This is a genomic window from Streptomyces sp. NPDC006372, assembly GCF_040612515.1.
Classification (GTDB): domain Bacteria; phylum Actinomycetota; class Actinomycetes; order Streptomycetales; family Streptomycetaceae; genus Streptomyces.
Genome location: NZ_JBEXQJ010000026.1, coordinates 1 through 20,931 on the forward strand (window position 1 = coordinate 1; position 20,931 = coordinate 20,931).

Consider the following 20,931-nt stretch of genomic DNA (forward strand, 5'->3'; position numbering starts at 1 on the left):
CCGCTGGGGGCGGGGGGGCCGCCTTTTCCCGGGGGGGGGGGGGGGGTGGGGGGGGGGGGGGGGGGGGGGGGGGGGGGGGGGGGGGCGCGCCCCCCCCCCCCACGGCGAGGACCAGGGCCGCGTCCTCGACGGTACGGGTGACCGGGCCGACATGGTCCAGCGACCAGGACAGGGACGTGACGCCGTGGCGCGGCACGAGGCCGTAGGTCGGTTTGAGGCCGACGACGCCGTTGAGCGCGGCGGGCACCCGGATGGATCCGCCGGTGTCCGTACCCAGGGCGAAGGTGGCGGTGCCCGCGGCGACGGTGACCGCTGATCCGCCGCTGGAGCCGCCGGCGATCCGGCCGGGGTCCCAGGCGTTGCGGGTCTGCGGGGTGGTCAGCCCGTAGGCGAACTCATGGGTGTGGGTCTTGCCGATCAGGATGGCTCCGGCGGCCGACAGCCGTGCCGCGACGGTGCTGTCGGCCGACGCGCGATGGCCGGACCTGACGCGCGAACTGGCCGACGTGGACAGGCCGGCGACGTCGATCAGGTCCTTCAGGCCCATCGGGACGCCGTGCAGCGGACCGCGGTAGCGGCCGGCGGCGATGTCGTCCTCGGCTTCGCGCGCGGCCCGGCGGGCGTGTTCCGCCCCGACCGTGACGTAGGCCCCGAGGTGCGGCTCCACCCGCTCGACGCGCTCCAGCACGGAGTCCGCCAGTTCGACGGGGGACAGCTGCCGCGTCCGGATCGCGTCGGCGGCGGCGCTCAGGGTCAGTTCACAGGGCTGCATCGGGCGCCTCCTTCACCGCTGCGGCGCGGTAGGCGGGGGCGGGCGGGGTATCCCCGAAGTCCAGCTCCCTCAGGACTGCGACGACGGAGTGGATGTGGTCGGCGGCGGCAGCGACCGCGGCGTGGCGGTCGTCGTGCAGTACGAGCCCGGCGCGGTGGGCCGAGCGGGCCGCTTCCCGCGGTGTGAGTCCGGCGTGGGACATGAGCCCCTCCATAAAAGCGAAATGTTTGCGTTAGTGGACTGTAGGGCTTACCGTCGCCTTAACGCAAACACATTGCCTTAAGAATGCGAGGGAGACCCATGACCGCATCCGCCTCCTGGACCGTGGGCGACGTCACCGTCCACCGCGTCGACGAGATCCCCCTGCCTCCCGCCACCGGGCCCTGGCTCCTGCCGGGCGCCACACCGGACGTCGTCGCGGGGCAGGACTGGCTGCGCCCCCACTACGCCGACGACGAGGGTGTCCTGCGCATCGACAGCCACAGCTTCGCGTTCACGGTGGGCGGCCTGCGGGCCCTGGTGGACACCGGCATCGGCAACGGCAAGCAGCGCGCCAACCCGGCCTGGCACAACCTCGGCACCGACTACCTGGAGCGCCTCACCGCCGCCGGATTCCCCCCGGACTCTGTGGACCTGGTGCTCCTCACCCACCTGCACGCCGACCACGTCGGCTGGAACACCCGGGAGGTGGACGGCGCGTGGATCCCCACCTTCCCGAACGCCCGGTACCTGACCTCCCGCACCGAGCGGGAGTTCTGGGCCGGGCACGCCATGGACGAGGCGCGCCGGCAGATGTTCTGCGACTCCGTGCAGCCGGTGGAGGAGGCTGGGCTGCTCGACCTCGTCGACGTCCCCGCCGAGGGCGTCGAGGTCACCCCGGGCCTGCGCCTGATCCCGACGCCCGGCCACACGCCCGGCCACGTCGCCGTCGAACTGACCAGCCGCGGGCGGACGGCACTGATCACCGGCGACTGCGTCCACCACCCCGTCCAGCTCGCCCACCCCGGCATCGGCGCCTGCGTCGACATCGACCCCGGCCGTTCCGAGGTCACGCGCCGCGGGCTGCTCGGCTCGCTCGCCGGTACGGACACCCTCCTCCTGGGCACCCATTTCGCGCCGCCCACCGCGGGCCGCGTCGTCACCCACCAGGGTGCGTTCCGGCTCTCGCCCGTCCCCGCCGACTCCGCGTGAGTCTTCGCCCGCACGACTTTGCCCATCCTTTACTCTTGGATGGCCACTCGGTTCTGCATGAAAGGTTGTGAGCGTCCGCCCATGGGCGAGCCTCCCCGTGCGCGACATCGCGCGTTCCGCCCCGTCCTGGAGAAGCATGGAACGGGGGTGAACCGATGACCGAAGTACTCCTGCTCCTGGCGGCGATCCTGCTCTCGCTCGCCTGCGGTGCCTTCGTGGCGGCCGAGTTCTCCCTCACCACGGTCGAGCGCGCCGAGCTGGAGCGAGCCGTGGAGCGCGGTGAGCGAGGCGCACAGGGCGCGCTGAAGGCCGTACGAAACCTGACGTTCCAGCTCTCCGGGGCCCAGCTCGGCATCACGGTCACGAACCTGGTCGTCGGCATGCTCGCCGAGCCGTCGATCGCCGCGCTGATCGCCGGGCCGCTGGAGGACGCCGGCATCTCGCGTTCGGCCTCGCACAGTCTCGCGCTGGTGCTCGGCACCGCCCTGTCGACGGTGTTCCTGATGGTCGTCGGCGAACTGGTGCCCAAGAACTGGGCGATCTCCTCGCCGCTGACCGTCGCCAAGACCGTGGGCAACGCCCAGCGCTGGTTCAGTGCCGCCTTCCGGCCCTTCATCACGCATCTGAACAACACGGCGAACCGGGTCGTGCGCCGGATCGGCGTGGAGCCGGCCGAGGAGCTGGCCTCGGCGCGCGGGCCGCAGGAGCTGGCGGCACTCGCCCGGCACTCCGCCAAGGAGGGCGCCCTGGAGGCCGACACCGCCGAACTGTTCGTGCGGACCCTGAACCTCGCCGATCTGACCGCGGAGAACGTCATGACGCCCCGGGTCCAGGTCGTCGCCCTGGAGGTGCAGGCGACCCTGGAGGACGTGGCGAACGCGACCCGGGCCACCGGCCTGTCCCGGTTCCCCGTCTACCGCGGCACCCTCGACTCGGTCGTCGGAACCGCGCACGTGAAGGACGTCCTGGCGGTACCCGCGGAGCGCCGGACCAGGATCTTCGTCTCCGAGCTGATGCGCGAACCGCTGCTCGTCCCGGAGACCCTCACGGTCGACCGCCTCCTTGACCGGCTCTCCGGCAAGCGCACCATGGCCGTGGTGATCGACGAGTACGGCGGCACCGCGGGCGTGGCCACCCTGGAGGACATCGTCGAGGAGGTCGTCGGCGAGGTGCGCGACGAGCACGACCCGCACGAGCTGCCGGACCTCGCCGCGGCCGGCACGGACGAGTCCGGCCACGCCCTGTACTCCGCCGACGGCTCCGCGCGCGTGGACCACCTGCAGCGCATCGGGCTGCGCGCGCCGGAAGGGCCGTACGAGACGCTCGCCGGGCTGGTGGCGACGGTGCTCGGCCGGATACCGGCCGCCGGTGACACCCTCGAGGTCGCGGGCTGGCGGATGGAGGTCCTGGACGCCGCAGGGCGCCGGGCCGCCCGCGTCCGGCTGCGCGCGCCCCTCGACGACGAGAAGCCCGACGAGACGGAGGTGGAGCTGTGACCGCGGTCCAGCTGCTGATCGGTCTGGCGACGCTCGTCGTCAACGCCTTCTTCGTCGGCGCCGAGTTCGCACTGATCTCCGTGCGCCGCAGCCAGATCGAGCCGTACGCCGACCAGGGTGACCGGCGCGCCAAGAGCGTGCTGTGGGGCCTGGAGCACGTGTCCGCGCTGATGGCGGCGGCCCAGCTCGGCATCACGCTGTGCACGCTGGTGCTGGGTGTGGTCGCCGAGCCGGCGATCGCGCATCTGCTGGAGCCGGTGTTCCACGCGGTGGGCGTGCCCGAGGGCGCGGGACACGCGGTGTCCTTCGTGATCGCGCTGTCCCTGGCGACGTATCTGCACATGCTGCTCGGCGAGATGGTGCCGAAGAACATCGCGCTCGCGGAGCCGGTGCGCAGCGCGCTGACGCTCGGCCCGCCCCTGGTGGCGCTGTCCCGGGCGCTGCGCCCGGTGATCTTCACGGTGAACACCTTCGCCAACACGCTGCTGAAGCTGCTGCGCGTCGAGGCCCGGGAGGAGGTCGCCGCCTCCTACTCGGACGCCGAGATAGCGCAGATCGTCAAGGACTCCAGCGAGGCCGGTCTGATCGACGACCGCGCTCAGGAGCGGCTGCACGACGCGCTGGAGCTGGGCCGCCGCCCCGTGCGCGATGTGGTGCTGCCGCTGGAACGCGTGGTGTACGCCAGCGTGGGCGTCACTCCGGAGGAGCTGGAGCGGCTGTCGGCGGAGTCCGGGTTCTCCCGCTTCCCGGTGGTGGACGAGGGCCGGCGCATCGTCGGCTACCTGCATGTGAAGGACGCCCTGGACGCCGCCGGGCGGGACGCGCCGTTCCGGCTGCGGGACATGCGGTCCATCGCCCGGGTGCGCGAGCACACCCCGCTGGACGACGTCCTCACGGCGATGCGGGGCAGCCGTACGCACCTCGCGGCCGTTCTCGGTGCGGACGGGCGGCTGGCCGGTCTGGTGACGATGGAGGACGTGCTGCGGGAGCTGTTCGGTCAGAGGGCGTGAGAACCGGGTCCTGCGGGGCTGACCGACTGCTGGGTATGTGCACGGGATACTATTTCCGTCGCCATGCAGACGAATCCCACCTACAGCAGCCTGGTCGCGGTCGGCGACTCCTTCACCGAGGGCATGTCGGACCTGCTGCCCGACGGCACCTACCGGGGCTGGGCCGACCTGCTCGCCGCGCGGATGGCGGCCCGTACGCCCGGCTTCCGGTACGCCAACCTCGCGGTGCGCGGCAAGCTGATCCAGCAGATCGTCGACGAGCAGGTGGACGTGGCCGCGGCCATGCGCCCCGACGTCGTCACCCTGGTCGGCGGGCTCAACGACACACTGCGGCCCAAGTGCGACATGGGCCGGGTGCGCGGGCTCCTGGAAGAGGCCGTGGAGAAGCTGGCCCCCTCGTGCAAGCAGCTCGTGCTGATGCGCAGCCCGGGCCGGCAGGGGCCGGTCCTGGAGCGGTTCCGGCCGCGCATGGAGGAGCTGTTCGCCTGCGTCGACGAGCTGGCCGCGCGGCACGGCGCGCTCGTCGTCGACCTGTACGGCGCGCCCTCGCTCAGCGACCCCCGGCTGTGGGACGTGGACCGGCTGCACCTGACGGCGGAGGGTCACCGCCGGGTCGCGGAGGCGGTGTGGCAGGCGCTCGGCCACGAGGCCGAGGACGCCGAGTGGCGCACGCCGATGCCGGCGACGCTGCCGCCCGGCTGGGTGATGCGGCGGGTGGCGGACGCGCGGTTCGCCCGGCAGCACCTGCTGCCGTGGATCGGCCGCCGTCTGACGGGCCGCTCCTCGGGCGACGGCCTGCCGCCGAAGCGGCCCGAGCTGCTGCCGTACGAGTTTTAGGGGCCGGTGCGCACGATCGTGACCGGGCTCTCGTAGGTTCCGACGAACAGACCCGTTGCGCTGGCCTGCACGAATCGCCAGTAGAATCCGTCCACGTGACTTCCGCTCCCGCCAAGCCCCGCATCCCGAACGTCCTCGCCGGACGTTACGCCTCCGCCGAGCTCGCCACGCTCTGGTCGCCCGAGCAGAAGGTGAAGCTGGAGCGGCAGCTCTGGCTCGCCGTGCTGCGGGCCCAGAAGGACCTCGGGATCGAGGTGCCGGACGCGGCGCTGGCCGACTACGAGCGCGTCCTCGACCAGGTCGACCTGGCCTCCATCGCCGAGCGCGAGAAGGTCACCCGGCACGACGTGAAGGCCCGGATCGAGGAGTTCAACGACCTCGCCGGGCACGAGCACGTCCACAAGGGCATGACCTCCCGCGACCTCACCGAGAACGTCGAGCAGCTGCAGATCCGGCTCTCGCTGGAGCTGATGCGCGACCGCACGGTGGCGGTCCTGGCACGGCTGGGCAAGCTCGCCGGCGAGTACGGCGAGCTGGTCATGGCCGGCCGCTCGCACAACGTGGCCGCTCAGGCCACCACCCTCGGCAAGCGCTTCGCCACCGGCGCCGACGAACTGCTCGTCGCGTACGGCCGTATCGAGGAGCTGCTGGGCCGCTACCCGCTGCGCGGCGTCAAGGGCCCGGTCGGCACCGCGCAGGACATGCTGGACCTGCTGGGCGGGGACGCCTCCAAGCTCGCGGAGCTGGAGCAGCGGATCGCCGGGCACCTGGGCTTCTCGCAGGCGTTCACCTCGGTCGGCCAGGTCTACCCGCGCTCGCTGGACTACGAGGTCGTGACGACGCTGGTGCAGCTGGCGGCGGCGCCGTCGTCGCTGGCGAAGACGATCCGGCTGATGGCCGGGCACGAGCTGGTCACCGAGGGCTTCAAGCCGGGCCAGGTCGGCTCCTCGGCCATGCCGCACAAGATGAACACCCGCTCCTGCGAGCGCGTCAACGGCCTGATGGTGATCCTGCGCGGCTACGCCTCGATGACCGGTGAGCTGGCGGGCGACCAGTGGAACGAGGGCGACGTGTCCTGCTCGGTGGTGCGCCGGGTCGCGCTGCCGGACGCCTTCTTCGCGCTGGACGGTCTGCTGGAGACGTTCCTGACGGTGCTCGACGAGTTCGGCGCGTTCCCGGCGGTCGTGGCACGTGAGCTGGACCGGTACCTGCCGTTCCTCGCCACCACCAAGGTGCTGATGGGCGCGGTGCGCGCGGGCGTGGGCCGGGAGCTGGCGCACGAGGCGATCAAGGAGAACGCCGTCGCATCCGCGCTCGCGATGCGCGAGCAGGGCGCCGAGCGCAACGAGCTGCTGGACAAACTGGCCGCCGACGCGCGCATCCCGCTCGACCGGGCCGAGCTGGACGCCCTCATGGCCGACAAGCTGTCCTTCACGGGTGCCGCGGGCGACCAGGTCGCAGCCGTCGTCGCCCGGGTCGAGGAGATCGTGAAGCAGCACCCGCAGGCCGCGGGCTACACGCCCGGCGCGATCCTCTGACGCGCCGCTCACCATGGCGCGCTTCACGCCCGAGGAACTGGAGGCCGCTCGTGACCGGGTCGTGCCCGACGTGGTCGCGGACGGTCTGCGGGTGCTGTTCTGCGGGATAAATCCCGGCCTGATGACGGCCGCGACGGGCCATCACTTCGCCCGGCCCGGCAACCGCTTCTGGCCGGTGCTGCACCGGTCCGGGTTCACGCCCAGGCTGCTGAAGCCCGCGGAGCAGCGGGAGTTGCTGTCGTACGGGCTCGGTATCACCAATGTCGTGGCCCGGCCGACCGCACGGGCCGACGAGCTGAGTGCCGAGGAGTACCGGGAGGGCGGGCGGCTGCTCGCGCTGAAGGTGGGGCGGCTGCGGCCGCGCTGGCTCGCCGTGGTGGGGGTGACCGCCTACCGCGCCGCGTTCGAGGACCGGAAGGCCCGGGTGGGACCGCAGTCGCGGGCCATCGGGGACACGCGGGTGTGGGTGCTGCCCAACCCGAGCGGGCTGAACGCGCACTGGACGGCCGAGACCATGGCCGAGGAGTTCGGGCGTCTGCGGGAGGCCGCGGAGGCCTGACCGGTCACGGCGGGTCCGTCTCGGTGACCACGGCCAGCAGCCGTACGTCGTGGGAGGGGTCCTGGTCCGCGACCGCCACGGCGACCCAGCGGCCGGTGCCCTCCACCTCCCACAGGTGCGCCACAGCGGCCCACGCGCTCAGCTCGGCCCACGGCCGGGGTATCTCCTCCCGCTCGGTGCGCAGGAGGACGGTTTGCAGGTTATAGGGGTGCGTGTCGCCCCAGCGCGAGGCGAGCAGTTCGTAGACGGCGTCCCGGTCCTTCTCGAACTGGTCGACCGTCACCGCCCGGGTCGCGGGGTCGTCTTCGGCCGCGCTCTCTAACACCGCGACGTGGTAGCCGGGGCCCGAGGTGCCGACGTCCGACGGGCCGTGCTCCGCCGGAAAGGGGCGGAAGCACAGCTCGTCGACGACGGCGATGTGCTGCGCGATGTTCATGGGGTCCAGTAAACCCGCCGCCACTGACACTTGGCGGGGCATCACCCCTGTTATCGGTCAGGCGTCCCGCCGGCGCAGGCTCCACGCTCCCACCAGCAGGGCGGCGACCGTCCAGAGTGCCGTCACCGCGAGCCCCGACCACGGCCCGAGGGACGATCCGTCGTACGTCCCCCGGATGACCAACTGGCCCGCCTTGTCGGGCAGGAAGTCGGCGACCGTGCCCGTGGCGTCGCCGATCACGAACGACACGACGAGGATGAACGGGATCAGCAGGGACAGTGTGGCCGTGCCGCTGCGCAGCAGTGCGGCGAGCCCGGCGGCGAACAGAGCCATCAGCATGAGGTAGACGCCGCAGCCCACGACACCGCGCACCTGCTCACCGGTGCCGAGCCGGTCCGCCGCCGGACCCAGCCCCGCCCGCCCGACGAGCAGGGCGGCGAGGGCGGTCACCCACCCCACCAGGAGGGCCGGTACGCCGATGACGGCCGCTTTGGCCGCGAACCAGCGGCCGCGCTGGGGCACCGCGGCCAGCGAGAGCCGGAGCGCGCCCGGCCGGAACTCCGAGGACATGGCCATGGCCCCGAACGAGACGGCGGCGATCTGACCGGGCAGGACACCGGACAGGGCCATGAACAGCGGGTCGAAGTCAGGGTCCGACGTGTCGGAGACACCGGCGATCGCGGAGAACGCCGTGGTCGCGGCGAACAGGGCCAGCAGCGTTCCCGGGAGGGAGCGCAGCGTGCGGATCTTCAGCCACTCGGAGCGGAGGACGGGGGTGAATTCCATGGTCAGGCCTCCTGCGGCAGTGCGGTGAACTCGGCTTCGGCCGAGGTGAGGTCGAAGTAGGCCTGTTCCAAGGTGCCCTCCTCGGCGGCGAGTTCCAGGACCGGGACACCCGCGGCGGAGGTGATGCGGCCGATGTCGTCCACGCGCGCGTGGTCCACGGTCCAGTGCCCGTCCACGTGTTCCACGGCCTCGTGGCCGTGTCCGGAGAGGGCGCTCTTGAGCGCCACGGGGTCGGTCGTGCGGATCCGTACCCGGGGCCGCACGCGTGCGTGGATGAACTCGCGCATCGGGGTGTCGGCCAGGAGCCGGCCACGGCCGAGGACGACGAGGTGGTCGGCGAAGGACGCGGTCTCGTTCATCAGATGGCTGGAGACCAGGACCGTGCGCCCCTCCTCCGCGAGCCGGCGCAGCAGCCGCCGGATCCACACGATGCCCTCCGGGTCGAGGCCGTTGGACGGCTCGTCGAGCATGACCACCTCGGGATCGCCCAGCAGGGCGGCCGCGATGCCGAGTCGCTGGCGCATGCCCAGGGAGTACGTCCGCACCCGGCGCCGGGCCACCGAGGCGAGGCCCGTCTCCTCCAGCACCTCGTCCACCCGGCGGTCCGGGATGCGGTTGCTCACCGCCAGGACGCGGAGATGGTCGCGGGCGGTACGGGAGCCGTGCGCGGCCTGCGCGTCGAGCAGGGCGCCGACGTGGCGCAGGGGCTGACGCAGGGTCGGGTAGGCGCGGCCGCCGATCTTGGCGGAACCGGCGGTCGGCCGGTCGAGGCCGAGCACCAGCCGCATGGTGGTGGACTTTCCGGCTCCGTTGGGGCCGAGGAAGCCGGTGACGCGGCCGGGCAGAACACGGAATGTGAGCCCGTCCACGGCTCGTGCGCTGCCGTACTCCTTGGTGAGGTTCTGGACTTCGATGCTGGTCATGGCAGCAGCGTGGCGTTCCGCGGGGGGCGCCGGCCTCCCCCGGCGGTGGAGATCCTCTCCCCCGTGCGGGGGAGGCTCGTTGTCAGTGGCGGCTGGCACGATGACGCCATGGTCCGCATGCTGCGCCCGCTCACGCGGGCGGTGACGTACAAGCGGTGGCTGCACATGGTGGTGGCCATCGTGTGGCCGTCGCTGTGGATCTTCATCCAGGAGGCGTGGTGGACCCAGGTCACGGCCGCCGTGCTGCTCGGACTCGCGGGCCTCGTGCCCATCACGCGGGTGGTGGAGGGGTTCCAGGCCAGGCTGCTGCTGCTCGACCACCGGCAGGAGGGTGAGAGCGCGGAGATCGTGACCACCCCGTCGGTCACGTGGGGGGACCGCGGGCGGACGGTGGTGTGGCTGGAGACGCGGCTCGTGTTCGGCTGGACCGTGGCCCACCTCTCCCTCCAGTTGCCCCTTCTTGCGATCGACTTGCTGACGACCGGGCTCGGTCTCGGGCCCTGGGCTGACGGATTCGTGACCGTCGAGGAGAACCGCTGGTGGCACGCCGTGGTCGCTCCCGTGCCGTTGATTCTGTGCGCCGTCGTCGTGGTGTGGTCGGGCCGCCTCATCACCGCGCTGGCCAAGCGGCTCCTCGGGCCGTCGCCCGCCGAGCGGATGGCCGCGCTGGAGGAGCGCACCGAACAGCTGCTGGAACGCACGCGTATCGCCCGCGAGTTGCACGACTCCATCGGGCACGCGCTCACGGTCGCCGTGGTGCAGGCGGGCGCCGCACGGGCGGCCGGTGACCCGGAGTTCACGGACCGGGCGCTGGTCGCCATCGAGGAGACCGGCCGGGCCGCGCTGGAGGACCTGGAGCGGGTGCTCGGCGTCCTGCGCGAGTCGCAGAAGCCGGTGAGCGGCAGACCGACCCTGGCGGACGCGGACCGGCTGCTGGAGTCGGCGCGGGCCTCCGGTGCGAAGGTCGAGGCCGAGGTGAGCGGGCCCGTTGAAACCGTGCCGGGGCCGGTGTCCCGGGAGGGCTACCGGATCCTCCAGGAGGCGCTGACCAATGTGCTGCGGCACGCGGGGGCGGTCCCGGCGCACGTACGCGTCCAGGTCACCGGCGACACCCTCGTCCTCGCGATACGCAACCCGCTGACCGCGGCGATATCCGGCCCCGGACGCGGCAGCGGCCTGCGTGGCATACGCGAGCGCGCGGCCCTGCTCGGCGGGCGGGCCTCGACCGGCCCGGACGAGGGGGAGTGGCAGGTTCACGTCGAGCTTCCGCTGAGTTGATCTACGCTGGCCGGATGCCGGTCACTGTTCTCCTCGTCGACGACGAACCCCTGGTACGCGCGGGTCTGCGGGCCGTGCTGGAGGCACAGCCCGACATCGAGGTGGTCGGGGAGGCCGCGGACGGGGCGGCCGTGATCCCGCTGGTGCGGCAGCTGAGGCCGGACGTGGTCGCCATGGACGTACGGATGCCGCTGCTGGACGGTATCGAGGCCACCCGGGCGTTGCTGCGGACGGTCGACGATCCGCCGCGGATCCTCGTGGTGACGACGTTCGAGAACGACGAGTACGTGTACGAGGCGCTGCGGGCGGGGGCGGACGGGTTTCTGCTGAAGCGGGCCCGGCCGGCCGAGATCGTGCACGCGGTGCGGCTGATCGCCGAGGGTGATTCGTTGCTGTTCCCGGCCTCGGTGCGGCAGCTCGCCGCCGAGTACGGGGACGAGGGCGGGAACCGGGCCGCGCGGGCGGCGATGGAGCGGGCGCAGCTGACCGAGCGGGAGGCCGAGGTGCTGCGGCTCATGGCGCGGGGGCTGTCGAACGCGGAGATCGCCGCCCGGCTCGTCGTCGGGACGGAGACGGTCAAGTCGCATGTGAGCGCCGTGCTGGCGAAGCTGGGAGCGCGGGATCGCACCCAGGCGGTGATCGCGGCGTACGAGTCCGGGTTCGTGGCGCCGGGGTGACCGGCGGGCCCGGGCGCCTGCCCCTCGCCGCGGCCCGGCGCGCCGAGTACGATCCGGCCAACACGCGCACGAGCTGGGAGGACGGACGGTGGGGCGGCTGACCGGCGGGGATCCCTCGCTGCTGCGAAGGATCAACTCCGCGGTGGTGCTGCACGCGCTGCGTGCCACGGACTGCGCGACGCTGACCGAGATCACCCGGGTGACGGGACTGTCCCGCCCGACCGTCGAGGGTGTGGTCGAGGGACTCGTCAAGGCCGGTCTCGTCGTCGAGAAGGCGGCCGAGGAGGGGTCCGCGCGACGGCAGGGGCGGCCGGCGCGGAGGTTCCGGTTCCGTGCGGAGGCCGGGCATCTGCTGGGGCTGGAGATCGGGGCGCACCGGGTGGCCGCGCTCCTGGCCGACCTGGACGGGCGGGTGATCGGCTCGCAGGCCAGGGAGGTGGCCGAGACGGCAGGGGCCGACGAGCGCCTGGAACGGTTGCGCGGGGTCGTCGCCGAGCTGCTGCGCCGGGCCGGTGTCGCCCGCGGCTCGCTGCGGGCGGTGGGTGTGGCGACACCGGGGATCGTCGAGGCGGACGGCACGGTACGGCTCGGCACCGCGCTGCCGGGGTGGACGGGGCTGCGGCTGGGCGAGCGGCTGAGCCGGTCCTTCAGGTGCCCGGTCCTGGTCGAGAACGACGCGAACGCGGCGGCCGTCGCCGAGCACTGGAAGGGCGCGGCCTCCGAGTCGGACGACGTGGTGTTCGTGCTGGCGGGGCTCAGTCCCGGCGCCGGTGCGCTGATCGGAGGCCGGCTGCACCGGGGCTACGGCGGGGCGGCAGGCGAGATCGGCGCGCTGCACCTGCTGGGCCGGGAGGCGACGCCCGAGACGCTCCTCTCCACCACGGACGAGCCCCTCCACCCGCTGGACGAGCAGGCGGTCGCCGAGGTCTTCGCGCAGGCCCGGGAGGGCGACCAGCGGGCTCGCGCCGCCGTGGACCGCTTCCTCCAGCGCCTGGTCCACGACGTGGCGGCCCTGGTCCTCGCCCTCGACCCGGAGCTGGTCGTGATCGGCGGCTGGGCGGCGGGCCTGGACGGCGTCCTGGACCCCCTCCGCCACGAACTCGCCCGCTACTGCCTGCGCCCCCCGCAGGTCGCCCTCTCCCGCCTGGGCGACGCGGCGGTGACGACCGGCGCCCTGCGCCTCGCCCTGGACCACGTGGAGGAACAACTCTTCACGGTGGAACGCCCCTGACGGCAACGCCCTCCTCGGGGGCGCGGGGAACTGCGCGACAAGCCACAACGCACCCGCAGCCCGCCACTCACCGCACCCCCCGAAACGCGACGGTCAGGACGCCCGCTGCTCAGGCCCGGTGTGAATCTCCACCCCACCCGAGTCACCGAAGGTCAACCGGCACGTGTCAGCGCGATACGTCGCAACCGAGAGCGCGGCGGTCCGCCCCGCGGACACGAACCGAGCCGTGACGACAAGAACCGGTGCGCCGGGCAGCCGATCCAGCTCCTTCGCGTCATCCGCCCCGGCGGAGCCGAGCTCCACCGCGTTCTCCTGCCGCTCCAGCTCCACACGCCGCAACTCCCGCAGCACCGCACGCGCCCGTGCCGCTCCTGAGGGCGCGTCGATCGCGGAGAGTTCGGGCACCGAGGTCTGCGGGATGTACAGCAGTTCGGCGGCCACCGGCCGGCCCTGCGAGACGCGGGAGCGACGCACGATGTGCACGGACTCGTCGGGGCCGGTCTCCAGCGCGTCGGCGACGGCCGCGGGCGGTACGGCCGCCGTGCAGTCGACCGGCTGCCAGGCATCCTCGGGTCCACCCGTCCAGGTGTGCGGTCCGGCGCCGAGGGAGACGCCCATGCGGGGCGGCGCGACGGTCGTGCCGACACCGCGGCGGCGCTGCAGCCTGCCTTCCAGTTCCAACTGCTCCAGAGCCTGGCGGAGCGTGGCGCGGGCGACGCCGAAGCGGGCCGCGAGATCACGCTCGTTGGGCAGGATCTCCCCCACCGAGAACTCCGAGTCGAGCGCTTCGCTGAGCACGGTCTTGAGGTGCCAATACTTAGGTTCCGGCACCGATTCCAGCTGCGTGGTCCCCACCCTGTCCTCCGCGATCGCCGTGGTCGGCAGCGTTTTAGCGCCCTTGTTTTTTAAAGGTTCTTTCACTTCTCTGCGACCATAGGGCGGCCCTGATCCTTGGTCAAGACCAATGCCCGGGAACGTTCACGGGCCGTTCATCCGGGGCGTACGGACGGTGGCGTACGGGCTGTGGCGGCTCCGTCTACCGGGCGGCCAGCGACCCCAGCTTGTCGGGGTTGCGGACGACGTAGACGGCCTGGACGCGGCCGTCGGAGATGTCGAGCTGGAAGACGGCGTCGGGCTTGCCGCCGGACAGGACCAGCACGGCCGGGCCGCCGTTGAGCTCCAGGAAACGCACGGAGTAGTCCGGGACGCCCTTCCGCGCGGCACCGACGAGGAAACGGCCCACCTTGTCCGCGGTCCGCAGCACCCGCAGCGGCGCCCGCGACTTGCCGCCGCTGTCCCCGACAAGACGGACGTCGGGGGCGAGCAGCGCCATCAGCCCTTCGAGGTCGCCGTCCGCCGCGGCGGCGAGGAACCGTTCGGTGAGGTCACGGCGCTGGGCGGGATCGACCTCGTAGCGAGGCCGCCGCTCCTCGACGTGTTTGCGGGCCCGCCCGGCCAGCTGGCGCACCGCCGGCTCACCGCGGTCGAGCATGGCGGCGATGTCGGCGTACGGGAAGCCGAAGGCCTCGCGGAGCACGAACACGGCCCGCTCCAGGGGCGACAGCGACTCCAGCACGACGAGGACGGCGAGCGAGACGGAGTCGGCGAGCACGGCCCGTTCGGCGGTGTCCGGCACGGTGTCGCCGAAGTCCGTGACGTAGGGCTCGGGCAGCCAGGGCCCCACGTACGTCTCCCCGCGTGCCTTGATCTGGCGCAGCCGGTCGATGGCGAGCCGGGTGGTGATCCGGACGAGGTACCCGCGCGGTTCGCGCACCTCGCCGCGATCCCCGCCCGACCAGCGCAACCAGGCCTCCTGGACCACGTCCTCCGCGTCGGCCACCCGGCCGAGCATGCGGTAGGCGACGCCCATCAGAACGGGGCGGTGCGCTTCGAAGACGTCGGTCGCGGTCTCGGTGGTCACGTACTCCATCCCAGCCCACGGGTGCGGCGCTGTCCAGGCGGTATCGTCCGGTGCCGGACAGAATGGCCGGCAGGACGCCGGCGATCGGCGGCACGGCACCGGAGGTGGCGATGCGGTACGCGGTTCTGGGCACGGGCGTGGTCGGGCGCACGCTCGGCGGCAAGCTGGTGGAGCTGGGGCACGAGGTGCGGCTCGGCTCGCGGACGAGGGACAACCCGGCCGCCGCGGAGTGGGCCGCCGCCGCGGGCACCGGGGCGAGCGCGGGGACGTTCGCGGAGGCGGCGGCGTTCGGCGAGGTCGTGGTGAACGCGGTCGGCGGGCGGGTGGCGCTCGCCGCGCTGGAGGCGGTGAGGCCGGAGGACCTCGACGGGAAGGTCCTGGTGGACGTCTCCAACCCGCTGGCGTTCGAGGAGGGCGAGCTGCGGCTGTCCCCCGTGGAGTCGGACAGCGTGGGCGAGCAGATCCAGCGCGCTTTCCCGAACGCGCGCGTGGTGAAGACGCTGAATACCGTCAAGTGTCAGGTGATGGTCGACCCCGCGCGGGTGCCGGGCGAGCACAACGTGTTCGTCTGCGGGGACGACGCGCGCGCCAAGGAACAGGTGACGGCCCTGCTCGGGGAGTTCGGCTGGCCGGCCGCACGAGTGCTCGACCTCGGGGGCATCCGGGCGGCCCGCCATGTGGAGATGTGGCTCCCGCTCTGGATGGGCCTGATGCAGAAGTTCGGGCACGCGGACTTCAATCTGGAGCTGCGCCGGGCCCCTTGAGCCGGGCGAGCGACGGGAAGGTGGGCGCGACTCGGGGCTACCCGTCGGTAGCAATTGCTGACAAGCTGTCTACAGCGTCCGTCAGCGAGTTCAGCCGAGGAGCACCCCCATGCCCGCCACCGTCTCCTTCAAGGTCGCCTCCGCGCGAGGCGAGCAGAACGTGACCCTTTCCTACACGCGCGAGGGCAGCGGCGAACCGCTGCTCCTGCTGCACGGCATCGGCCACCACCGGCAGGTGTGGGACCCGGTGCTCCCGGCACTGACGGCCGAGCGGGACGTGATCGCCGTGGACCTGCCCGGATGCGGCGAGTCGCCGGCGCTCCCGGACGGCATGGCGCACGACCTGCCGACGATGAACACCGTCCTCGCGGCACTGTGCGAGGCACTGGCGATCGAACGGCCGCACGTGGCCGGCAACTCGCTGGGCGGTCTGCTGGCCCTGGAGCTCGCCCGTGCCCAGCTCGTCCGCTCCGTCACCGCCCTGTCGCCCGCCGGGTTCTGGAACGAGGCCGAGCGCCGCTACGCCTTCGCGGTGCTGGCGACGATGCGGCAGATCGCCCAGCGCATGCCGCTGCCCGTGGTGGAACGGCTGGCCCGCCCGGCGATCGGCCGCACCCTGCTGACGAGCACCATCTACGCCCGCCCGGGCCGCCGTTCGCCCGAGGCCGTGATCGCCGAGACGCTCGCGCTGGCCCGGGCCCAGGGATTCTCCGAGACCCTCCGCTCGGGCCGGACCGTGCGGTTCACCGAGGACATCGTGGGCACGCCGGTCACCGTGGCGTGGGGCAACCGGGACCGGCTGCTCATCCCCCGCCAGGGCGTGCGGGCCAAGGGCGTCATTCCTCGTGCCCGGCTGGTGCGTCTGCCCGGCTGCGGCCACGTCCCGATGAACGACGACCCGGCCCTGGTCGCCCGGGTCGTCCTCGACGGCAGCCGCTGACGCGCCCGGTCGCGGCCCTCGAACCTCCTCGGGAAACCCCGCCCCTCGGGCAGACTGACCGCATGAACCGCAACGGCCCCGCGTCCGCCGCCTGGGAACTGCTGCTCCCCGCCGCTTCGGCTCCGGCCCGCACCCGTGGCCGGGCGCTCCAGGCGGCACTGCGCGAGGCGGTGCGTTCGGGCAGGCTGGCGCCGGGCACGCGGTTGCCGTCGAGCCGGGATCTCGCGGCGGACCTGGGGGTGTCGCGCGGGCTCGTCACGGAGGCGTACGAGCAGCTGACGGCGGAAGGGTATCTGCGCAGCGGCCAGGGCGCCGGGACATGGGTGGGCGCGGCGGTACGGTCCGTCCGGCCACGGGCACGGGACCTCGCTCCCCGCCTGCCCGGTGCGCGGGCGGACTTCGTGCCCGGGACGCCGGATCTGTCGCTGTTCCCGCGCTCGGCGTGGGCGGCGGCGCAGCGCGGTGTGCTGGCGGAGCTGCCGCACCAGGAGCTGGGCTACCCCGATCCGCGCGGGCTGCCCCGGCTGCGCACCGCGCTGGCCGAACTGCTCACCCGGCGGCGGGGCGTGGTGGCCGACCCGGAGCGGATCGTCATCGTCTCGGGAGTGGCGCAGGCGACGACGCTGCTCGGTTTCGCGCTGCACGCGCGCGGTGTGCGCACGGTCGGTGTGGAGGACCCGGGCAGTCCCCAGCACGACGCGCTGTACGCCTCGGCCGGCGTCACCGCCGTACCGGTGCCCGTGGACGGTGAGGGCATCGCCCTGGAGCCGCTGCGGGCGTCGGGCGTCCGGGCCGTGGTGGCGACACCGGTCCATCAGTTCCCCACCGGGATCGCCTACTCGGCGCGGCGGCGCGCGGACCTGCTCGACTGGGCACGGGACGTGGACGGCATCGTCCTGGAGGACGACTACGACGGCGACTTCCGCTACGACCGCGCCCCGGTCGGCGCGCTCCAGGGCCTGGACCCGGATCACGTCGCCTACACCGGCTCGGTCAGCAAGTCCCTCGCACCGGGACTGCGGCTGGGCTGGCTGCTGGTGCCCGGGTCCTGGGCGGAGGAGATCGTCGAGCGCAAGCGCACCATGGACCTCGGACACCCGGCCCTCGACCAGGCCCTGTTCGCTCGCTTCCTGGAACGCGGCGACTACGACCGCCAGCTGCGCCGCTGCCAGCGCGCCTACCGCGAACGCCGGGATGCCCTCGCCGCCGCCCTCGACGAGCACTTCCCCGGCTCCGAGGTCTCCGGGATCGCCGCGGGCCTGCACGTGATCGCCACCCTCCCCGAGCGGTACGGCCCCGAGGAGCGTTTCCTGGAGCACGTGACAGCGGCCGGAGTGGCGGTACGCCCCCTGTCGGCGTACGCCCACACGCGGGCCGGGGCCGCCGGCACGAAGAAGACGCGGCTGGTGCTGGGCTACGCCCATGTGCCGCCCGCCCGGATCCACGAGGGCATACGCCTGATGGCGGAGGCCGCCACGGGGTGACTCCGCCGAGCTCGCGCGCGTCGCCGGTTCCCCTCCCCCGCGGTCAGTTGTTCACTTGGGGTTCGCGTGTGCGCTGCGGCGTGCCAGTAGTTGTGGCTGTGCACACCTGGCCGGATCCCGTCCCTCGGAGGCGTATCCATGTCACACCGTCCTTTCCCCGGGCGCCGTAGCGTCCTGCGTGGCTCGCTCGTCGCGTCGGCGGCCCTGTCCCTGCCCACCGCACTCGGCGCGGCGCCGGCCTTCGCCCGGTCGGGGCGCCCGAGTGCGGGATGGGGTGTCCAGGCGGGCGACGTGACCTCCGACTCCGGTCTGGTGTGGGTGCGGTCCGACCGGCCGGCCCGGATGGTCGTGGAGACATCGGCGACCGAGTCGTTCCGCAACCCGCGCAGATGGCACGGCCCGCTGCTGGGCCCGGGCACGGACTTCACCGGTACGACGCGGCTGCGCGGCCTGCCCTCCGGCGAGCAGATCCACTACCGGGTGCTGCTCGCCGACCCGGACGACCCGCGCCGCACCGGCGAGCCGGTCACCGGCAGCTTCCGCACCGCGTCCGTCAAGCGCCGCGACGGCGTGCGGTTCGTCTGGTCCGGCGATCTGGCCGGGCAGGGCTGGGGCATCAACCCGGAGTTCGGCGGCTACCGGATCTACGACGCGATGGCCGCACTCGACCCGGACTTCTTCCTGTGCAGCGGCGACAACATCTACGCCGACGGCCCCATCACCGAGACGGTCGCCCTGCCCGACGGGCGCACCTGGCGGAACATCACCACCGAGGAGAAGTCGAAGGTCGCCGAGACCCTGACGGAGTTCCGCGGCAACTTCCGCTACAACCTGCTGGACGAGAACCTGCGCGCCTTCAACGCCCGGATCCCGTCGATCATCCAGTGGGACGACCACGAGGTCACCAACAACTGGTACCCGGGCGAGATCCTCACCGACGCCCGGTACACCGAGAAGCGCGTCGACGTGCTCGCCGCCCGGGCCCGCCAGGCGTTCTCGGAGTACTTCCCGATCTCCACGCTGCGCCGCCCCGACGGCCGTGTCTACCGGGTCCAGCACCACGGTCCGCTGCTGGACGTCTTCGTCCTGGACATGCGTACCTACCGCAACGCCAACTCGCCGGACGACCAGCCCACCGACCCGCAGGGCATCCTCGGGCGCGAGCAGCTGGAGTGGCTCAAGCGCGAGCTGGCCCGCTCCCGGGCGGTGTGGAAGGTGATCGCCTCCGACATGCCGCTCGGACTGGTCGTCCCGGACGCGCCGAACATCGAGGCCGTCGCGCAGGGCGACCCCGGCAAGCCGCTGGGACGTGAGCTCCAGATCGCCGAGCTGCTGCGGTTCGTCAAGCACCGGCGGATCACGGGCACGGTGTGGCTGACGGCCGATGTGCACCACACCTCGGCGCAGCACTACCAGCCGTCACGGGCGGCCTTCACCGACTTCGAGCCCTTCTGGGAGTTCGTCTCGGGCCCGCTGAACGCCGGTGCCTTCCCGGCGAACGCCCTCGACGGCACGTTCGGCCCGGACCGGGTGTTCGTGAAGGCCCCGACCACCGCGAACGTCTCGCCCGCCGGTGGCTACCAGTTCTTCGGCGAGGTGGCCATCGACGGCGGCAGCGGCGAACTGACGGTCCGTCTGCGGGAACAGGACGGCACCGTGCTGTTCACCAAGGTGCTCCAGCCGGGCCTGGTCGGCCAGTGAGACCCGAAGTAAGGTACGCGGCACAACGTTTGAAGGCTCGATAAAGAGGGGAAGCCAACTCTTTTACCCGCCAGTCACAGGGCGTTTGTGATCACGCAACACCGTTCGGTCACAGTGGGCGCATGACGCGAGAAGTGACTGATGTGACGGACCTGAACCACTGCCTCCCCGCCGGCCCGTGGAAGCGGATCACGGGCGCGGTCCAGGCATGGCGAACACGACGCCACGAACACGCGCCGCCGGCGGGTGATACCGGGTCCCCGGCACCGGAGCAGGTGCCGGGGGCGAGCACGCTGTGGCGGATGCGGACGACGGTGAAGGACGAGCCGGGGTCCCTGGCGACCCTGTGCACGGCCCTCGCCGAGCAGCGGGTCGACATCCTCAGCCTCCAGGCCCATCCGCTGGCCGCGGGCACGGTGGACGAGTTCCTGCTGCGGGCCCCGGGTGAACTCCCGGCGTCCGGGATCGCCACGGCGGTCCGGGCGGCCGGCGGCACCGACACCTGGATCGAGCGGGCCGACGCCCACGACCTGGTGGACGCGCCGACCCGGGTCCTGGGACTCGCCGCCCGCACCGCCCTGGACGCCGCTGAACTCCCCCTGGCGCTCCGACAGTTGCTGGGCCGGTGCACGATCCGTTCGCTGCCCGCGCCGGCCGGCGGCGACCGGGCGGCCGACGGTGTGCCGGTGGAGGGGGCCCTCGACGACACGGTGATGCGACTGCGCGCCCCGGAAGGCGGAGTGATCACCGTGGAGCGGCCGTACCTGCCGTTCACGCCGACCGAGTTCGCCCGGGCCAGGGCCCTGGTGGAACTGGACGCCCGGCTCGGGCCGCGCGTGCCGCGCGGCCGGGACGTGCTCACGCTCGCCGAGGGGCGTGATCTCGCCGTGCGGCGGGCCGACGCGCGTGATCTGGAGGCCGCGCGGGCGATGCACGAGCGGTGCTCGGACCGCACGCTGAAGCTTCGCTACCACGGGCCGGTCGGTGACGCCGACCGGTATCTCAACCACTTGCTCAGTCCGCGGTACGGCCGCACGCTCGCCGTGCAGACGGCTTCCGGGCGGCTCGTCGGTCTCGGTCATCTGCTGTGGGACGGGGACGAGACGGAGGTCGCGCTGATCGTCGAGGACGCCTGGCAGCGGCGGGGTGTCGGGGCGGAGTTGCTCCACAGGCTCGTGGGGATGGCCGGCGAGGCGGGGTGCTCGAGTGTGTACGCCGTGACGCAGTCGTCCAACACGGGGATGGTCGCGGCGATGCGGGGGCTGGGTCTCCCCCTCGACTATCAGGTCGAGGAGGGGACGCTGGTGATCACTGCGCGGCTGGACAAGTCCGCCCCGGAGCGGCTGCCGAGTGAGTTGGGGAACGCCTCAGCGCCGTAGGGGTAATG

Annotated in this window: 21 protein-coding genes; 14 read left to right on the top strand and 7 right to left on the bottom strand. The window is 72.7% G+C overall.

The genetic code is table 11. The features are described from left to right. Positions 1-772, bottom strand: a 772-nt coding sequence (locus tag ABZ016_RS30155) for an amidase (RefSeq protein ID WP_356919856.1), incomplete at its 3' end; no start/stop codon positions are given. Next, positions 759-974, bottom strand: coding sequence for a hypothetical protein (locus ABZ016_RS30160; RefSeq protein WP_356919857.1), 216 nt, complete (start codon positions 972-974; stop codon positions 759-761). The genes ABZ016_RS30155 and ABZ016_RS30160, both read right to left, overlap by 14 nt. Positions 975-1,072: 98 nt before the next feature. On the opposite strand from ABZ016_RS30160, the gene ABZ016_RS30165 reads away from it, so the two are divergent. The 6 genes from ABZ016_RS30165 (at position 1,073) to mug (ending at position 7,403) form a co-directional block, all read left to right on the top strand. Beyond that, complete coding sequence (locus tag ABZ016_RS30165) at positions 1,073-1,963, top strand: MBL fold metallo-hydrolase (protein ID WP_356919858.1); 891 nt, start codon at positions 1,073-1,075, stop codon at positions 1,961-1,963. A gap of 155 nt (positions 1,964-2,118) precedes the next feature. After that, a complete protein-coding gene (locus ABZ016_RS30170; protein ID WP_356919859.1) occupies positions 2,119-3,459 on the top strand; it encodes a hemolysin family protein in 1,341 nt (446 codons plus the stop codon). Continuing rightward, positions 3,456-4,469 carry a hemolysin family protein gene (locus ABZ016_RS30175; protein WP_356919860.1) on the top strand — a complete coding sequence of 338 codons (1,014 nt, stop codon included), beginning with the start codon at positions 3,456-3,458 and terminating at the stop codon, positions 4,467-4,469. Before ABZ016_RS30170 ends, ABZ016_RS30175 begins: the two co-directional genes overlap by 4 nt. A gap of 63 nt (positions 4,470-4,532) precedes the next feature. Beyond that, the gene (locus ABZ016_RS30180; protein ID WP_356919861.1) at positions 4,533-5,306 is read left to right on the top strand and encodes an SGNH/GDSL hydrolase family protein; all 774 of its coding nucleotides are present in this window, start codon (positions 4,533-4,535) and stop codon (positions 5,304-5,306) included. Between the two features lie 95 nt (positions 5,307-5,401). Then, positions 5,402-6,844 (top strand): adenylosuccinate lyase, encoded by a 1,443-nt coding sequence (gene purB, locus ABZ016_RS30185; protein ID WP_356919862.1) that lies wholly within the window; start codon positions 5,402-5,404, stop codon positions 6,842-6,844. 13 nt (positions 6,845-6,857) lie between these two features. After that, positions 6,858-7,403 (top strand): G/U mismatch-specific DNA glycosylase, encoded by a 546-nt coding sequence (gene mug, locus ABZ016_RS30190; protein ID WP_356919863.1) that lies wholly within the window; start codon positions 6,858-6,860, stop codon positions 7,401-7,403. A gap of 4 nt (positions 7,404-7,407) precedes the next feature. On the opposite strand, the gene ABZ016_RS30195 is transcribed toward mug, so the two are convergent. From ABZ016_RS30195 to ABZ016_RS30205, 3 genes are read right to left on the bottom strand one after another with little or no spacing between them, the layout of a single operon-like run. Then, complete coding sequence (locus ABZ016_RS30195) at positions 7,408-7,839, bottom strand: hypothetical protein (protein ID WP_356919864.1); 432 nt, start codon at positions 7,837-7,839, stop codon at positions 7,408-7,410. A gap of 57 nt (positions 7,840-7,896) precedes the next feature. Then, a complete protein-coding gene (locus tag ABZ016_RS30200; protein ID WP_356919865.1) occupies positions 7,897-8,625 on the bottom strand; it encodes an ABC transporter permease in 729 nt (242 codons plus the stop codon). A gap of 2 nt (positions 8,626-8,627) precedes the next feature. Then, positions 8,628-9,548 (bottom strand): ATP-binding cassette domain-containing protein, encoded by a 921-nt coding sequence (locus ABZ016_RS30205; protein ID WP_356919866.1) that lies wholly within the window; start codon positions 9,546-9,548, stop codon positions 8,628-8,630. Positions 9,549-9,656: 108 nt separating this feature from the next. On the opposite strand from ABZ016_RS30205, the gene ABZ016_RS30210 reads away from it, so the two are divergent. From ABZ016_RS30210 to ABZ016_RS30220, 3 genes are all read left to right on the top strand, one after another. Continuing rightward, positions 9,657-10,826 carry a histidine kinase gene (locus tag ABZ016_RS30210; protein ID WP_356919867.1) on the top strand — a complete coding sequence of 390 codons (1,170 nt, stop codon included), beginning with the start codon at positions 9,657-9,659 and terminating at the stop codon, positions 10,824-10,826. Positions 10,827-10,840: 14 nt separating this feature from the next. After that, a complete protein-coding gene (locus tag ABZ016_RS30215; RefSeq protein ID WP_345665845.1) occupies positions 10,841-11,503 on the top strand; it encodes a response regulator transcription factor in 663 nt (220 codons plus the stop codon). Positions 11,504-11,591: 88 nt separating this feature from the next. Continuing rightward, the gene (locus ABZ016_RS30220) at positions 11,592-12,734 is read left to right on the top strand and encodes an ROK family transcriptional regulator (protein WP_356919868.1); all 1,143 of its coding nucleotides are present in this window, start codon (positions 11,592-11,594) and stop codon (positions 12,732-12,734) included. Between the two features lie 93 nt (positions 12,735-12,827). Here the strand turns inward: ABZ016_RS30220 and ABZ016_RS30225 are convergent, their stop codons facing one another. Then, a complete protein-coding gene (locus ABZ016_RS30225) occupies positions 12,828-13,589 on the bottom strand; it encodes a GntR family transcriptional regulator (RefSeq protein WP_356919869.1) in 762 nt (253 codons plus the stop codon). 181 nt (positions 13,590-13,770) lie between these two features. Then, the gene (locus tag ABZ016_RS30230) at positions 13,771-14,655 is read right to left on the bottom strand and encodes an RNA polymerase sigma-70 factor (protein ID WP_356919870.1); all 885 of its coding nucleotides are present in this window, start codon (positions 14,653-14,655) and stop codon (positions 13,771-13,773) included. A gap of 110 nt (positions 14,656-14,765) precedes the next feature. On the opposite strand from ABZ016_RS30230, the gene ABZ016_RS30235 reads away from it, so the two are divergent. The 5 genes from ABZ016_RS30235 to ABZ016_RS30255 all read left to right on the top strand — a co-directional run bounded on the left by ABZ016_RS30235 (position 14,766) and on the right by ABZ016_RS30255 (position 20,923). After that, entirely contained in the window at positions 14,766-15,419 is a 654-nt protein-coding gene (locus tag ABZ016_RS30235; RefSeq protein ID WP_356919971.1) for an NAD(P)-binding domain-containing protein, read from the top strand. Between the two features lie 109 nt (positions 15,420-15,528). Next, positions 15,529-16,359: an alpha/beta fold hydrolase gene (locus ABZ016_RS30240; protein WP_356919871.1), complete on the top strand. Its 831-nt coding sequence runs from the start codon at positions 15,529-15,531 to the stop codon at positions 16,357-16,359. 62 nt (positions 16,360-16,421) lie between these two features. Then, positions 16,422-17,843 (top strand): PLP-dependent aminotransferase family protein, encoded by a 1,422-nt coding sequence (locus ABZ016_RS30245; protein WP_356919872.1) that lies wholly within the window; start codon positions 16,422-16,424, stop codon positions 17,841-17,843. Positions 17,844-17,981: 138 nt separating this feature from the next. Further along, the gene (locus ABZ016_RS30250; protein WP_356919873.1) at positions 17,982-19,544 is read left to right on the top strand and encodes an alkaline phosphatase D family protein; all 1,563 of its coding nucleotides are present in this window, start codon (positions 17,982-17,984) and stop codon (positions 19,542-19,544) included. Between the two features lie 122 nt (positions 19,545-19,666). Then, a complete protein-coding gene (locus ABZ016_RS30255; RefSeq protein ID WP_356919874.1) occupies positions 19,667-20,923 on the top strand; it encodes a GNAT family N-acetyltransferase in 1,257 nt (418 codons plus the stop codon). Positions 20,924-20,931 lie beyond the last annotated feature (8 nt).